At 72.5% G+C, this 13,979-nt stretch carries 18 protein-coding genes; 12 read left to right on the forward strand and 6 right to left on the reverse strand.

The features are described 5' to 3' along the window. Nucleotides 1-22: 22 nt before the first annotated feature. Nucleotides 23-2,530: a malto-oligosyltrehalose synthase gene (gene treY, locus OG556_RS08090; protein ID WP_371516521.1), complete on the forward strand. Its 2,508-nt coding sequence runs from the start codon at nt 23-25 to the stop codon at nt 2,528-2,530. Nucleotides 2,531-2,532: 2 nt separating this feature from the next. After that, on the forward strand, nt 2,533-4,278 hold the full coding sequence (gene treZ, locus OG556_RS08095; protein WP_371516522.1) for a malto-oligosyltrehalose trehalohydrolase: 1,746 nt from the start codon (nt 2,533-2,535) through the stop codon (nt 4,276-4,278). Nucleotides 4,279-4,291: 13 nt separating this feature from the next. On the opposite strand, the gene OG556_RS08100 is transcribed toward treZ, so the two are convergent. Together OG556_RS08100 and OG556_RS08105 are read right to left on the reverse strand one after the other, a co-directional pair. Continuing rightward, nucleotides 4,292-5,185: a transketolase family protein gene (locus OG556_RS08100; RefSeq protein WP_371516523.1), complete on the reverse strand. Its 894-nt coding sequence runs from the start codon at nt 5,183-5,185 to the stop codon at nt 4,292-4,294. A gap of 87 nt (nt 5,186-5,272) precedes the next feature. Next, the gene (locus OG556_RS08105) at nt 5,273-5,986 is read right to left on the reverse strand and encodes a transketolase (protein ID WP_371516524.1); all 714 of its coding nucleotides are present in this window, start codon (nt 5,984-5,986) and stop codon (nt 5,273-5,275) included. A gap of 57 nt (nt 5,987-6,043) precedes the next feature. Here OG556_RS08105 and soxR point away from each other — a divergent pair, with 57 nt between their 5' ends. Further along, nucleotides 6,044-6,583: a redox-sensitive transcriptional activator SoxR gene (gene soxR / locus OG556_RS08110; protein WP_371516525.1), complete on the forward strand. Its 540-nt coding sequence runs from the start codon at nt 6,044-6,046 to the stop codon at nt 6,581-6,583. 77 nt (nt 6,584-6,660) lie between these two features. Next, a complete protein-coding gene (locus OG556_RS08115) occupies nt 6,661-6,933 on the forward strand; it encodes a hypothetical protein (protein ID WP_371516526.1) in 273 nt (90 codons plus the stop codon). A gap of 166 nt (nt 6,934-7,099) precedes the next feature. On the opposite strand, the gene OG556_RS08120 is transcribed toward OG556_RS08115, so the two are convergent. Both OG556_RS08120 and OG556_RS08125 read right to left on the reverse strand, forming a co-directional pair. Continuing rightward, on the reverse strand, nt 7,100-7,606 hold the full coding sequence (locus OG556_RS08120; protein ID WP_371516527.1) for a GNAT family N-acetyltransferase: 507 nt from the start codon (nt 7,604-7,606) through the stop codon (nt 7,100-7,102). Nucleotides 7,607-7,671: 65 nt separating this feature from the next. Beyond that, complete coding sequence (locus OG556_RS08125; protein WP_371516528.1) at nt 7,672-8,316, reverse strand: formylglycine-generating enzyme family protein; 645 nt, start codon at nt 8,314-8,316, stop codon at nt 7,672-7,674. A gap of 76 nt (nt 8,317-8,392) precedes the next feature. Between OG556_RS08125 and OG556_RS08130 the strand changes: the two genes are divergently transcribed. Next, the gene (locus tag OG556_RS08130) at nt 8,393-9,037 is read left to right on the forward strand and encodes a CatB-related O-acetyltransferase (RefSeq protein ID WP_371516529.1); all 645 of its coding nucleotides are present in this window, start codon (nt 8,393-8,395) and stop codon (nt 9,035-9,037) included. Between the two features lie 95 nt (nt 9,038-9,132). Continuing rightward, on the forward strand, nt 9,133-9,564 hold the full coding sequence (locus tag OG556_RS08135; RefSeq protein WP_371516530.1) for an SRPBCC family protein: 432 nt from the start codon (nt 9,133-9,135) through the stop codon (nt 9,562-9,564). Between the two features lie 22 nt (nt 9,565-9,586). Here the strand turns inward: OG556_RS08135 and OG556_RS08140 are convergent, their stop codons facing one another. Together OG556_RS08140 and OG556_RS08145 are read right to left on the reverse strand one after the other, a co-directional pair. After that, nucleotides 9,587-10,048: a hypothetical protein gene (locus OG556_RS08140; protein ID WP_371516531.1), complete on the reverse strand. Its 462-nt coding sequence runs from the start codon at nt 10,046-10,048 to the stop codon at nt 9,587-9,589. Nucleotides 10,049-10,140: 92 nt separating this feature from the next. Continuing rightward, a complete protein-coding gene (locus OG556_RS08145) occupies nt 10,141-10,428 on the reverse strand; it encodes a hypothetical protein (protein ID WP_063347121.1) in 288 nt (95 codons plus the stop codon). 356 nt (nt 10,429-10,784) lie between these two features. On the opposite strand from OG556_RS08145, the gene OG556_RS08150 reads away from it, so the two are divergent. From OG556_RS08150 to tgmA, 6 genes are all read left to right on the forward strand, one after another. Beyond that, the gene (locus tag OG556_RS08150) at nt 10,785-11,630 is read left to right on the forward strand and encodes a helix-turn-helix domain-containing protein (protein WP_371516532.1); all 846 of its coding nucleotides are present in this window, start codon (nt 10,785-10,787) and stop codon (nt 11,628-11,630) included. Continuing rightward, entirely contained in the window at nt 11,627-11,848 is a 222-nt protein-coding gene (locus OG556_RS08155) for a DUF397 domain-containing protein (RefSeq protein ID WP_371516533.1), read from the forward strand. Before OG556_RS08150 ends, OG556_RS08155 begins: the two co-directional genes overlap by 4 nt. Before the next feature lie 161 nt (nt 11,849-12,009). Then, entirely contained in the window at nt 12,010-12,321 is a 312-nt protein-coding gene (locus OG556_RS08160) for a hypothetical protein (RefSeq protein WP_371516534.1), read from the forward strand. Further along, entirely contained in the window at nt 12,245-12,769 is a 525-nt protein-coding gene (locus OG556_RS08165) for a DUF6879 family protein (protein WP_371516535.1), read from the forward strand. Before OG556_RS08160 ends, OG556_RS08165 begins: the two co-directional genes overlap by 77 nt. 28 nt (nt 12,770-12,797) lie before the next feature. Then, nucleotides 12,798-13,646 carry a helix-turn-helix domain-containing protein gene (locus OG556_RS08170; RefSeq protein WP_371516536.1) on the forward strand — a complete coding sequence of 283 codons (849 nt, stop codon included), beginning with the start codon at nt 12,798-12,800 and terminating at the stop codon, nt 13,644-13,646. 113 nt (nt 13,647-13,759) lie between these two features. Next, nucleotides 13,760-13,975, forward strand: coding sequence for a putative ATP-grasp-modified RiPP (gene tgmA / locus OG556_RS08175; RefSeq protein ID WP_371516537.1), 216 nt, complete (start codon nt 13,760-13,762; stop codon nt 13,973-13,975). Nucleotides 13,976-13,979 lie beyond the last annotated feature (4 nt).

The following is a 13,979-nucleotide window of genomic DNA, read 5'->3' on the forward strand; positions in this document are numbered from 1 at the left end:
TCCCCCGGGTACTCATGGACCTATGACCTCCGCCGCCGAGCCCGCACCGCCCCGCCCGGCCGCCACCTCCCCCTCATCCGCCACCCCTACCGCCACCGCCACGGCCCCCACGGCCAGCTACCGCCTCCAGCTGCAACCCGGCTTCACCCTCCACGACGCCGCCGCCGCCGTCCCCTACCTCGCCGCCCTCGGCGTCTCCCACCTGCACCTGTCCCCGCTGCTGGAGGCCGCCCCCGGCTCCACCCACGGCTACGACACCGTCGACCACGGCCGGGTCAGCGAGCAGCTCGGCGGCGAGGGCGCCCTGCGCGCGCTGGCCGACACCGCCCACCGGCACGGCCTGCGGCTGCTCGTCGACGTGGTGCCCAACCACATGGCGGTGCCCGTCCCCGAGCGGCTCAACCAGCCGCTGTGGCAGGTGCTGCGCGACGGCCCCGACTCGCCGTACGCGCGCTGGTTCGACATCGACTGGGCGGCCCAGCCCGGCCCCGTCGACGCCCCGGCGCGCGGCCGGGTGCTGCTGCCGCTGCTCGGCGACCGGCTCGGCGCCGTGCTGGACCAGCTGGTGGTGGACGGCGAGGTGCTGCGCTACCACGACCACGAGCTGCCGCTGCGGCCCGGCACCTCGGGGCTGCCGCCGGCCGAGCTGCTCGCCCGCCAGTGGTACCGGCTCGCCTGGTGGCGGCTGGCCCGCACCGAACTGAACTACCGGCGCTTCTTCACCGTCAACGAGCTGATCGCCGTCCGGGTCGAGGAGCCCGAGGTGTTCGCCGCCACCCACGCCACCTTGCTGCGGCTGCACGCCGACGGCGTCGTCGACGGCTTCCGGATCGACCACCCCGACGGGCTCGCCGACCCGCGCGGCTACCTGCGCCGCCTCGCCGGCGCCACCGGCGGGGCGTACACCGTCGTCGAGAAGATCCTCACCGGCGACGAGCGGCTGCCCGCGGACTGGCCGGTCGCCGGGACGACCGGCTACGACGCGCTGCGCCGCATCGACGGCGTGCTCACCGACCACGCGGGCGCCTGCCGGCTGGCCGGGGCGTACGCGGCGTTCCTGACCGGCTCCGCGCCGGACGGCGAACCCTGCGCCGACCCCCACCCGGCGGTCGCCGCCGCCCGGCGCGGGCGGGCCGCCATGACCGCGCCGCACGGCGAGCTGGCCGCCGAGGTCGACCGGCTGGTGCGGATCGCGCTGCGGATCGGCGCCGCCGAGCCCGCGCACGCCGACCACGCGCCCTGGCAGCTGCGCGCGGCGCTGCGGCGGCTGTTCACCGGCTACCCGGCGTACCGGCCGTACGCCCGGCCCGGGGAGCCGGTGCCGCCGGCCTCCGCCGAGCAGGTGCGCGCGGCGCTGGGCGGCTCGGGCGACCCGACGGACCGGCTGGTCGCCGCACTGGCCCTCGGGGAGCTGGGGAGCGGGCCGGACAAGGACGAGTTCTGCGAGCGCTTCGCGCAGACCGCCGCCGCCGTCGCCGCCAAGGGCGTCGAGGACACCGCCTTCTACCGGTGGAACGCGCTGCCCGGCCTCAACGAGGTCGGCGGCGAGCCCGGCCGGCCGGGGCTGCCCCCGGCCCGGTTCCACGACTGGTGCCGCTACCTGGAACGCGCCTGGCCGCACAGCATGACCGTACTGTCCACCCACGACACCAAGCGCAGCGCCGACGCCCGCGCCCGGCTCGCCGTCCTCGCCGAGCAGCCCGAGGCCTGGGCCGCCGAGGCCGCCGCCTGGTCCACCGCCGCCGGGCCCGGCCCCCACGGCGATCACGACGACGAAAGCGACCCAGGTGCCCGCGACGGCGACTGGCTGCTCTGGCACACCCTCGTCGCCGCCTGGCCGATCGACCCCGACCGGCTCGTCGCGGCCCTCCTCAAGGCCGCCCGCGAGGCCAAGCTGCACACCTCCTGGACCACCCCCGACGCCCGCTTCGAGCAGGCGCTCACCGTGCGCGCCCGCGCCGTCCACACCAACCCCGGACTGCTGCCCCGGATCGAGGGCCTGGTGCACGCCCTCGCCCCGTACGCCCGCGCCAACACCCTCGCCGCCGCGCTGCTGCACCTCACCGTCCCGGGCGTGCCCGACCTCTACCAGGGCAGCGAGGAGCCGCTGTACACCCTCGTCGACCCGGACAACCGGGGCGTGGTGGACCTCGGCGCGCTCGCCGTCCGGCTCACCGACGCGGCCGCCCCGCGCCCCGGCGACCTCGCCCGCGAGAAGCTGCACCTCACCAGGGCGGCGCTGCACCTGCGGCGCGACCGCCCGCTCGGGCCCTACCGGCCGCTGGCCGCCGCCGGCCCCGCCGCCGACCACCTGCTGGCCTTCGCCCGCGGCGCCGACGTGGTCACCGCCGTCACCCGGCTCCCGTACGGGCTGGAACGCGCCGGCGGCTGGCGCGGCACCGTCCTGGAGCTGCCCGAGGGCGGGCCCTGGACGGACCTGCTGACGCTGCGGACCCACCCGGCGGGCCCGGTGCCCGTCGCGCGGCTGCTGGCGGACCGGCCGGTGGCACTGCTGACGAGGAGGAGCTGAGCGTGCGGACCTACGAGGTGTGGGCGCCCCTGGCCACCGACCGGGTCGAGGTCGAGGTCGACGGCTCCGCCCATCCGCTGGCCCGGTGCCCGCAGCGCCCGGGCTGGTGGACCGGCGGCGCTCCGGCCGGCGACTACGCCTTCCGCCTCGACGGCGGGCCGCCGCTGCCCGACCCCCGCTCCCCCTGGCAGCCGCACGGCCCCGACGGCCCCAGCCGCCCGGTCGACCACGCCGCGTTCCGCTGGTCGCGGACCGGCTGGCGCGGCCGCGCGCTGCCCGGCGCCGTGCTGTACGAGCTGCACATCGGCACCTTCACCCCCCGCGGCACCTTCGACGCCGCCGCCGAACACCTCGACCACCTCGTCGAGTTGGGCGTCGACTTCGTCGAACTGATGCCGGTCTGCCCGTTCCCCGGCCGGCACGGCTGGGGCTACGACGGGGTCTCGCCGTGGGCCGTGCACGAGCCGTACGGCGGGCCCGAGGGGCTGAAGCGCTTCGTCGACGCCGCCCACCGCAAGGGCCTCGGCGTGGTGCTGGACGTCGTCCACAACCACCTCGGCCCCTCCGGCAACCACCTTCCCGCGTACGGCCCGTACTTCACCGACCGGCACCACACACCGTGGGGGGCGGCGGTCAACCTGGACGCCCCCGGCTCCGACGAGGTGCGCCGCTACCTGATCGGCAGCGCGCTCGGCTGGCTGCGCGACTACCGGATCGACGGCCTGCGGCTGGACGCCGTACACGCCCTCGCGGACGACCGGGCCGTCCACTTCCTGGAGGAACTGTCCCACGAGGTCGAGAAGTTGGCCGTCGCGACCAACCGCCCGCTGTTCCTGATCGCCGAATCCGACCTCAACACCCCGCGCACCACCGCCCCCCGCGCGGCCGGAGGCCAGGGCCTCACCGCGCAGTGGAGCGACGACTTCCACCACGCCCTGCACTGCGCGCTCACCGGCGAATCCCAGGGCTACTACGGCGACTTCGCGCGCCGCCCGCTCGCCGCCCTCGGCAAGACGCTCACCCGCGGCTTCTTCCACGACGGCACCTGGTCCGGCTTCCGCGGCCGCGGCCACGGCCGCCCCTTCCCCCCGGACGGCGGGCACCGGCTGCTCGGCTACCTCCAGACCCACGACCAGATCGGCAACCGGGCCCTCGGGGACCGCATCTCCACCTGCCTCACCGCCGGCCGGCTCGCCTGCGGCGCCGCGCTGGTGCTCACCTCGCCGTTCACCCCGATGCTGTTCATGGGCGAGGAGTGGGGCGCGGCCACCCCCTGGCAGTACTTCACCGACCACACCGACCCGCAGCTCGCCGAGGCCGTCCGGCAGGGCCGGCGCCGGGAGTTCACCGACCACGGCTGGGCCGCCGAGTCCGTCCCCGACCCGCAGGAGCCCGCCACCGTCCTGCGCTCCGTCCTCGACTGGACCGAGCCCCGGCGCGCCCCGCACGCCGAACTCCTCGCCTGGCACCGGACGTTGATCCGGCTGCGCCGCGACCGGCCGGAGCTGTCCGACCCCGACCTCGGCGCGGTGCGGGTGGCGTACGACGAGGCGGCGCGCTGGCTGGTGGTGCACCGCGGGCCGTACCGGATCGCCGTCAACCTCGGCCCCGCCGAGGCCGCCCTGCCGCTGGACGGGACCGGGCGCGAACTGGTCGCGGCCTTCGGGGCGGCGGCGCTGGACGGGACGGCGGTACGGCTGGGGGCGGACGCGGTAGCGGTCGTCGCGGTGGCGGTCGTCGCGCCCTGACCCACCACGGGCGTCACCAGAGGAAGGTGGCGATCCGCTCCCGCAGCGAGGCCGCGTCCAAGCCGTAGGCGGTCAGGTGCTCCGGGATCGAGCCGTAGTGCCGGTGCTCCTCGCGCGGCACGCCCAGGCCCAGCACCCGGTGCGGGCGGTCGGCCAGCGCGGCGTGCGCCTCGTTCGCCGAGGTGCCCGCCAGGTACGGCTCCACCAGCACCACGTCCGCCCGCTCCCCCAGCGCCGCCCGCAGCCCGGCCGCGTCGAAGGGGCGCACCGTCGCCGCGTACAGCACGCTGGTGTCCAGGCCCTCGGTGGCCGCGAGCACCGCGTCCAGCATCGGCCCGACCGCGAGGACCACGCCGCGCGAGCCCTGCCGCACGGTGGTGAACCGGCCCGGCTCGACCGGCAGGGCCTGCGCGTTCCGGTGCTCGGAGAGGCGGACGTAGACGTTGCGGTCGCCGTCCGCGACGGCGTGGCGCAGCAGTTGCTCGGCCTCGTCCGGGTGGCCCGGCACGTGGACCGTCCAGTCCGGCAGGGTGTCCAGCAGGGCGACGTCGCCCGGGGACATGTGGGTGCGGCCGCCGGCCGGCCAGTCGTAGGAGCCGGCCGCGCTCACCAGGACGGCACCGACGCCCTGGTGGACGAGGTCCAACTTGACCTGCTCGAAGGGCCGTTCGACGAGGAAGCTGGCGAAGGTGTGGGCGATCGGGCGCATCCCGGCCAGCGCCAGGCCGCCGGCCGCGCCGATCAGCAGTTGCTCGCGGATGCCGACGTTGACCACCCGGTCCGGGTGGCGCTGCTGGGCCGGGGCGAAGGCGGCCGCACTGATGTCGGCGAGCACCACGGCCAGCCGGGGGTCCTCGTCCAGCAGGCGGCTGGTGACGTCGATGAAGCGCTCGCGCATGGTGTCCATCGGTGAAGTGCCTTTCGGTTCGTGCTGGTCGGCGATTGCGTGGGGGTTTTCTGGCCCGGGAGTCCTCGGGCTCAGGAGTCCTCGGGCTCAGGAGTCCTTGGGCTCGACCCGGGCGACCACCACGTGCGGGCGGCCCGGGTGCTCGGCGGTGTAGGCGCGGTACAGCGCCTCGTGGTCGCGGCCGTCCACCGTCACGGCGGACCAGCCCTCGGCCGCGAACCGGGCCGCGATCCCGCCGTGCCAGCCGTGCGTGGCCGAGGAGTTGTCGATCACCACCACGTGCAGCCGCTCCAGCCCGTACGCACCGGCGAAGGCCACCGCCTCGTGGTTGGAGCCCTCGTCGAACTCGGCGTCGCCGACCAGCGCCCACACCGCCGGGTCGGTCAGGCCCTGCGCCCGCAGCCCGAGCGCCGTGCCGACGCCCAGCGGCAGGCCGTGCCCGAGCGAGCCGGAGGCGATCTCCACCCCGGGGACGAGCATCCGGTCCGGGTGGTGGCCGAGCGGAGAGTCGTAGCCGCCGAAGCTCGGCAGCACCCCGGGGTCGATGAAGCCCTTGGCCGCGAGCACCGCGTAGTACGCCATCGGGCCGTGGCCCTTGGAGAGCAGGAAGCGGTCCCGGTCCTGCGCCTCGGCCCGCTCCGGGCTCACCCGCAGGACCCGGTCGTACAGCACCCAGAGCGCGTCCAGGGTGGAGGTGGCGGCCGGGCCGTGCTTCTCGTCGCCGGTCATCAGACCCATCAGCGCCGACAGGTCCTCGAAACGGGCGGTTTCCGCGCGGTCCGCGGTTGCGTTCGTCGTCATGACCACGATGGTGCAACTTAAAGTCGACTTGAGGTCAAGCGGCTAGAGTGGGTGCCCATGACCGCGACCCCGGACCACGGCCGAGCACCCGGCCCGCACCGCGACGACCTGCTCACCATCGGCCAGCTCGGCCGCCGCAGCGGCCTCGCCGCCTCCGCCCTGCGCTACTACGAGAGCCTCGGCCTCATCCACGCCACCCGCACCGCCGGCGGCCAGCGCCGCTACCCCCGCGGCACGCTGCGCCGGATCGCCTTCGTCCGCGCCGCCCAGCGCGTCGGCCTGTCCCTCGACGAGGCCCGCGTCGCCCTCGACCGGCTCCCCGAGCGCCCCGCCCCCAGCGGCACCGAGTGGGACCGGGTCGCCGAATCCTGGCAGAGCCGCATCGACGAGCAGATCGCCGAGCTCCAGCGCCTCAAGGCCAAGCTGACCGGCTGCATCGGCTGCGGCTGCCTCTCCCTCTCCCGCTGCTCCCTCTACAACGCCGCCGACCGCGCCGCCGACACCGGCCCCGGCGCCCGCTACCTCCTCACCCGCGACCCGGCCGGCGGCCCGGAACCCCTCTCCCCCGCCGCCACCGACGTCTGCGGGCCCCACTGAACCGCTAACCCGCCGAACCCACCGGACCCGCTGAAAAGCCTTTGCCGCAGCGGCGCCGGTCCGCCTACCGTGCGCCCATGCTGCCGGTGGTGGAGACGGAAGAGCAGTGGGACGCGATCGTGCGCGACGAGGCGGTGATGCGCCCCGGAGCCGAGACGCTCTGCGCCGAACTCGGCCTCGCCGGGCTGCCGTTGGAGCGCTTCGCGGAAGGCTCCGTCCCGGTCTACGCGGTGGGCGACGCGCACGTCCTCAAGCTGTTCCCCGGCGGCCCGTACGTCGGGAGTGGGGGTCGGCAGGGCGCCCTGGCGGCGGGTGAGGACGCCACGTCGACGGCTGGCGCCACGTGCTGATGTCACGGCTGTCCGGCGGGGGCCTGGCCCCCGCCTGGCCGCGGATACACGCTGCTCCACGTGTACAGCCATCTGCCGTGGTACCTGGAGGAGTTGAAGCCCTCCGCGCGGACGCTGGACGCCCTCGCGGAGGAGTGGTTCGGGGCCGCCTGACGGGTCTTGCGGATCAGGGCCGGGGGTCGGTGCGCAGCAGGCTGTAGAGGACCATGTCCCGCCATTGGCCGTCCCGGAAGCCCCTGCTGCGCTGGACGCCCTCGCGGACGAAGCCGCACTTCTCCAGCGCGCGCTGCTCGGCGAGGTTGGCGTCCTCGGTGTCCGCCTCCAGCCGCATCACCGGGGTGTGGGCGAACAGGTAGTCCACCAGCAGCCGTTGGGCCTGCGTGCCGATGCCCCGGCCGCGCGCCTCCGGGCGGAGCACGATGCCGACGTTCCAGTACGGCGCCACGTCCACCTGGCCCGCCTGCCGCCAGGCGACAAACCCGGCGAACTCGTCCCCGGCGAGCACCGCGAGCATCGACTGCTCGGGCGCCAGCAGGCCGTACTCCGCCCAGCGGCGCCGGAACCGCGCGGGGTCACGCCACCCGTACCACTGGAACGGGCCCACCGCCTGGGGGTCGTGCAGCAGCGCTTCGAGCGGGTCGAGGTCGGCTTCGCCGATCGGTCTGAGGGACACCGGTGCATCGTTCATGCAGGGCCCAACGGTCCGCGACCTGGCCCGGGTTCCCCGGGGGCGCGCCTTCAGCCGGTGATCGTCCGGGCGAGCCGGAAGCCGACGTCGTCGATCCGCAGGGTGGGGTGGCTGCGGCGGCGGACGGAGGCACGGCAGCTCCAGTGCTCGTCGAACCAGCCGCCGCCGCGCAGCACGCGGTAGCCGCCGTACACCTCGGCGTCGTACACGTCCCAGCACCACTCCCACACGTTGCCGAGCAGGTCGTACAGGCCGAAGCCGTTGGGGCGCAGGCCGCCCACCGGGTGCGGGCGCTCGTCCGAGTTGCCGCGGTGCCACGCGATCTGGTCGAGCGGCCCGTAGCGGGGGCCGTCCGTCCCGGCGCGGCAGGCGTGCTCCCACTCGGCCTCGGTGGGCAGCCGGTAGCCGTCGGCGGCGCGGTCCCAGGTGGCGGACTCACCGTCGAGCCGGTAGGCCGGCGCCAGCCCGTCCCGCCGGGACAGGTCGTTGCAGTAGCGGACGGCGTCGTACCAGGAGACGCTGTCGGCGGGGAGCCGGTCGCCGGCCCCGGCGCCGTACTGCTCGCGGGTGACCGGACAGGGCGCCAGCTCGTAGGGGGCGAGCTCGACGGTCCAGCTCCGCTGCGTACGGCGGTCCGACAGCGTGACGCGGCCGGGCGGGACGGCGATCAGGTCGGTTCGGGTGCTCGCATCCATGGGCCGCGATCCTAGCCCGTGGGATGATCAATATCCTTTCCGCTCTTCACACCTGACGATCCGAAGCGGTGTCGCCATGAGTTCAGTTCCACCGGACCCCTCGACTCTCCATCCGGTGACCGGGCAGCCCCGCGTGGTGCTCCTCAAGCCGTTGGTGACGTCCCCGCTGATCGACGTCGGCGACTACTCCTACTACGACGACCCGGACGACGCGACCGCGTTCGAGACCCGCAACGTGCTCTACCACTACGGCCCGGAGCGGCTGGTGATCGGGAGGTTCTGCGCACTGGGTTCGGGGGTCCGGTTCATCATGAACGGGGCGAACCACCGCATGGACGGCCCCTCGACCTTCCCGTTCCCCATCATGGGCGGAAGCTGGGCCGAGCACTTCGACCTGATCACCGGCCTCGCCGGCCGGGGGGACACGGTGGTCGGCAACGACGTCTGGATCGGCTACGGCGCCATGGTGATGCCCGGCGTGCGCATCGGCCACGGCGCGATCATCGCCTCCGGCGCCGTCGTCGTCGACGACGTCCCCGACTACGGGATCGTCGGCGGCAACCCGGCCAAGCTCATCCGCACCCGCTACAGCGAGCCGGACATCGCCCGCCTGCTCGCCCTCGCCTGGTGGGACTGGCCGACCGACCACCTCACCCGGCACCTGCGCACCGTCATGTCCGGCACCGTCGACGACCTCGAAGCGGCCGCGCCGGGACGGTGAACATCCCGCGCTCATCACCGGGCGCCCTGGCGTCCGCCGCGCGCCGGCCCGAGGATGGTGCCCGTCCGTACGAAGGTTGGCGAAAGGCGACGACGATGGCGGGTATCAAGGTCAGCACGGTCGTGGAGGCTCCGGCCGAGCGGGTGTGGGAGCTGCTGGGGGACTTCCACGACCTCGGCGGCTGGCACCCGGGGCTGCCGGCCAGCAGCCTCGGCAACGAGCTGACGGGCAACGCGATCGGGTCGGTCCGGGTGTTCGAGATCGACGGCGCGGCGCTGTACGAGACGCTGCTCGCCTACGACGAGGAGGCCCGCAGCTACACCTACAGCTTCCCCGACGGGACGTTCGAGCTGTACGGCTACCGGGCGACGCTGCGGGTCACCCAGGTCACCGCGCTCGACGCCAGCTTCGTGGAGTGGAGCGCCACGTACGACGTCGACGCCGATCACCGCAAGGCCACCGCCGACCGCCTCCACGGGGTGTTCACGGCCGGCCTGGCGGCGCTTCGCGAGCGGTTCGGCGGCTGACGACGGCGGGCCGTCCGGGAGTTCAGCGCCCCATCACCGCGTAGAGCGCGACCAGCGACCAGCCCAGCAGCGACAGCACCCCGACGGTCCACCCGAGGACGGCCGCCGTCTGGCCGTACTCGGGGCCGCGGGCGCGCTGGAACGCGGCCACCAGCGCGGGGATCGCGGCGACCGGCAGGAACAGGAAGGCCGCCAGCATGAGCCACGCGCCGAACCCGATCACGAACCAGATGCCCACGAACAGCAGCGGCACCGAGGCGACCGCCACCACCGCGCCCGCCGCCGCACAGGCGATCCGGAACGGGCCGAGCTCCCGGTAGCACACCGGCACGGCGGCGGCCGCAGCGCTGACCAGCGCGATCACGTGCAGGAACGAGAACGAGCCGCCCAGGCCGAACGCCACCGCCACGAGCGCCAGCGGGAGCAGGCACACCGCGGCCGCCAGCCCCGCCAGCACCCTCGCACTCCCCGGCACCACGGCCACGGCTCCCCCTTGCGCCCACTTATTTGAACGCGTTCAAAGCTAGCACGCACCACGCCGGGAGGAGCGGCAGGGCCGGCCCGTCGCGCGACGGCTCACCATTCGCCTCCGGGGGGCGTCCAGCCGAGACGCAGGTGGTGGAGGGAGTCGGGGAGAACGACAGGGAGGTCGAGCGGGCCCGCACTGGCGAGGTAGCCGGCGACGAAGCGGTCGGCGGACGGGCCTGTGAGGTAGCGCTCGAACCACAGCCACTGGGGACGGCTCATGGGCTGGAACTGGAGGGAACGCCAGAGGGCGTCGAGCGCCTTGGGGAGGAGGGCGTAGATCGTCGGCGGCATCAGACCGCCGGTGATCTCGGCGGTGACCAGGCGGTCCTCGTTCACGCCACACGCTCCACGGGGGCGGAGGAGGCGGCGGCGGAACCGATCTCCGACCACACGATCTTGCCGATGGGCACGCGCGGGCAGCAACCCCAGCGCTCGGACAGGAGCTTGACGAGGAGAAGGCCCCGCCCGGACTCGCCATCGGCGGACGCAGGGCGAAGGAGCGGCGCGCGGTCACGGCGCGCGTCGTGCAAAGCACGATGCACGCCACATCAGAAGTGCAAGGCAAGTCGAGCAAATATGAAAACTTTCACTTCGAGTGGCAAGGTGGCGCCCTTAGACTCCCCACGGGTGGTGGCGAAGCATCACATACGCCATGCACACTGGCTCTTGGAAGCTTTGAAGGGGTCGCATAGATGGCGGTCGCAGTACCAGCCGTGCGATACCGGCGCATCGCAGCCGAGCTCAGGCGACTTCGCGAGCTCAAGAACCTGTCGGCCGAAGAGGTGGCGGCCCAGGTCGACGGCGTCAACCTGGTGAAGCTCAGCAGATACGAGAACGCCCGCGTCCAGCTCAAGCCGGACGTCGTCCGCGCGCTGCTCGACTTCTACGAGTGCGACGAGGAGCTCAAAGAGGTCCTCGTCGAGATCCTTCGAGACAAGCGGCGTCCCGGCTGGATCGCGGGCTACGAGCAACTGAATCCGCTCTACACGGATCTGATCCGCCTCGAAGAGACTGCCGTGGGCAACAAGTCGTACGAATCTGCCTACATCCCTGGCCTGCTCCAGACCCGCCAGTACGCTCACGCCATCATCTCCAGCGGCGTCATAGAGAAGCCCAGCGTCGAAGAGCGAGTCGAAGTCCGGATCAACAGGCAGTCCGTCCTGACTCGATCCGAGAACCCGCTGAAGCTATGGGCCGTGATCCACGAGTCGGCCCTGACCATGAGTGCCGCCCCAGGCGTGATGGCTGACCAGCTGGACAAGCTGCTGCAGTTCAGCCGGCTCCCCAACATCAGGATTCAGGTCATGCCGGCCATGGCTCCGCCGCACCCCGGCATGACCGGACCGTTCGCACTCCTGGAGTTTCGGCAACGCGATCTCGACCTGGTTCTGCTCAGCGGAATACTCAGTAGCGACTGGGTTGAGGACCCGGACCAAGTCGATGTCTATCGAGCGGCGTTCGACGAAATCATGGCAGCCGCCTTGTCTCTGGACCAATCGCTCAACCTCATCACACAGAAGAGAGACCCGCTCAAGTGACCCACTTCCCTGTCGCCTCCGCACTCCCTGTGCAGTGGAAGAAGGCAAGCGCCAGCAACCCGAACGAGAACTGCGTCGAAGTCGCCGACGGCATCACCGGCATCGTCCCGGTCCGCGACAGCAAGGACCCGCACGGCCCGGCCCTCGGCTTCAGTCCCGAGGCCTGGCAGGCCTTCATCGCCGCCGTCCAAACCGATGACTTCCCGACCGCCCCCTGAAACACCTACAGGCGGGCGGCCCCGCCGAGCCACGCGGGGCCGCCCGCATGGCCTGGTGTGCGCCGCCTCCTGTGCGACCCCGCGCCCCTTGACGCACCTCTGTTCCGGCGCCACGGTGTGAACCGCAACTACCCACAGCGGGCTGGACGCAGGAGATCACGATGGCGCTGGATTTCGCTGGGATCGACCCTGACACCAAGTCGGGGGGCTCGCCGACCGTGTGGATCGAGGACGAGGCGCACGAGATCGTCATCCAGGGATGGAAGGCGAGCGCGGTGCTCGAAGCCCGGATCTGCGGGACCGAGTGGGTCCCCGGCCACGAGCGGGGCATCCCTGACCATGAAGCCGTCGTCCGCATCCCCATGCGGATGATCCCCATCCTGCGAAAGGCATGCGATGACGCAGAACGTGCCGGACTTTTCCTCCCTCTTGAAGGGAGCGCAGCAGACGGCCGTCCATCTGGAGATGCGTGACGTCTACGGCGTCTCCGACGAGGCCGAGGAGTTCGCGGAGTTCAAGCGCTCCGGCGGCGCCGATCTGGATCCGGATTCCGAAGGCTGGGCCGGCTGGGTACCGCTCGTACGGGAGACCGTCGGCCGTGGCGTGGTGGTGCGCCGGGCGAGGATCGTCTCCGAGCCGGTGACCGACTACATCCGGTGGGAGCACGCGCTGACCCCAGTGAACATCGCGGCCGGCGAGCAGGTGCGGTGGCTGCCCCGGCGACTCGCTTCCGACATCCCGCTGCCGGGAAACGACCTTTGGCTGATCGATGACCACCTGGTGCTGTTCCACTGGTTCACCGGTGACGGTGACTGGGCCGGCCACGAGTACACCGAGGACCCGGCCGTGGTGAAGTTGGTGTCCAACGCGTTCGAGGCGGTGTGGGAACGCGCCCTGCCCCACGACCAGTACACCGTCTGACCCCTCAGGATCATCCGGCAGGCAGCTCATGGCCACGTCGCCGCTCTCCGCCGCGCAAGCAGCCCGACAGGCGCTCGCTGATCGGCTCCTGCACCTGCGCAAGGACGCGGGACTCACCGGGCGTGAGCTGTCTGCCCGGTGCGGCTGGCACCCGGCGAAGACCACCCGGATTCAGAAGGCCGAATCCACCCCGTCCGACAGCGACATCCTGGCCTGGTGCACCGCCTGTGGGTCGGAGAACCTGATTCCCGAATTGATCGCCGCCTCCCGGTCGGTCGCGTCGATGTACATGGAGTGGAAGCGTCTCCGGCATGCCGGGCTCCGGCAGCTCCAAGAGAGCTATACCCGGTCCTACTCGGAATCGCGTCTCCTGCGTTTCTACTCCTCCGATGTCGTCCCCGGCATGCTCCAGACCCCCGGCTACGCCGCCGTGATCCTCTCCCGCTTTGCGAGCGAGGCAAGTTCGCCGGACGACCTCGAACAGGCCGTCGCCCAACGAATGCGGAGCACCCGGCCGATGTACGAAGGCAACCACCGCATCGTGTGCCTGGTCGAGGAATCCGTTCTGCGTTACCGCATCTCCGAACCGTCCGTGATGGCGAGCCAGCTCGCCCATCTACTCTCGGTCATGTCGCTGCCACGCGTCAGTCTGGGCATCATCCCGTTCACCGCACAGCGCACCCTGTGGCCGGTGGAGACATTCCATGTCCTCGATGACGTCCAGGTCGAGGTCGAGCTGGTCAGCGCCCGCGTCCGGATCACCAGTCCTCCTGAAGTCCGCGAGTACGTCCGGACGTTCGCCGAGCTGCAAGGCTTCGCCGTCTACGGCCGAGAGGCGCGCGCCGCCATTGAGGCAACGATTGACGCCTTGGAGTGAATCTCCGCAATTTTCCGCAACTGCCTTTGGGCAAGCAGTTGTTGCTCCGTAGCGTCGTTGATGCCACCCGGCGCGGGCAGCGCCGTCGAAATCGAGCACGAGAGGAGAACACCGTGACCACCACCTCCGTGGAACGGCAGCCGTTCGCCATGCGCTACGCCGCGCGTCAGACCAGCGATCCGGCCGATGCCACCGGCGTCACGTACGACCAGGAGTTGCAGATCGCCGTCACCTCCGACGGCAACCCCTGGGCGCACACCGCCCGCGGCGAGACCAGCAGCAACACCAACTCCGACAGCAAGAACGACGAAGGCACCGACTTCTACTAGGAGA

Source organism: Kitasatospora sp. NBC_01300 (assembly GCF_041435235.1).
Classification (GTDB): Bacteria; Actinomycetota; Actinomycetes; order Streptomycetales; family Streptomycetaceae; genus Kitasatospora.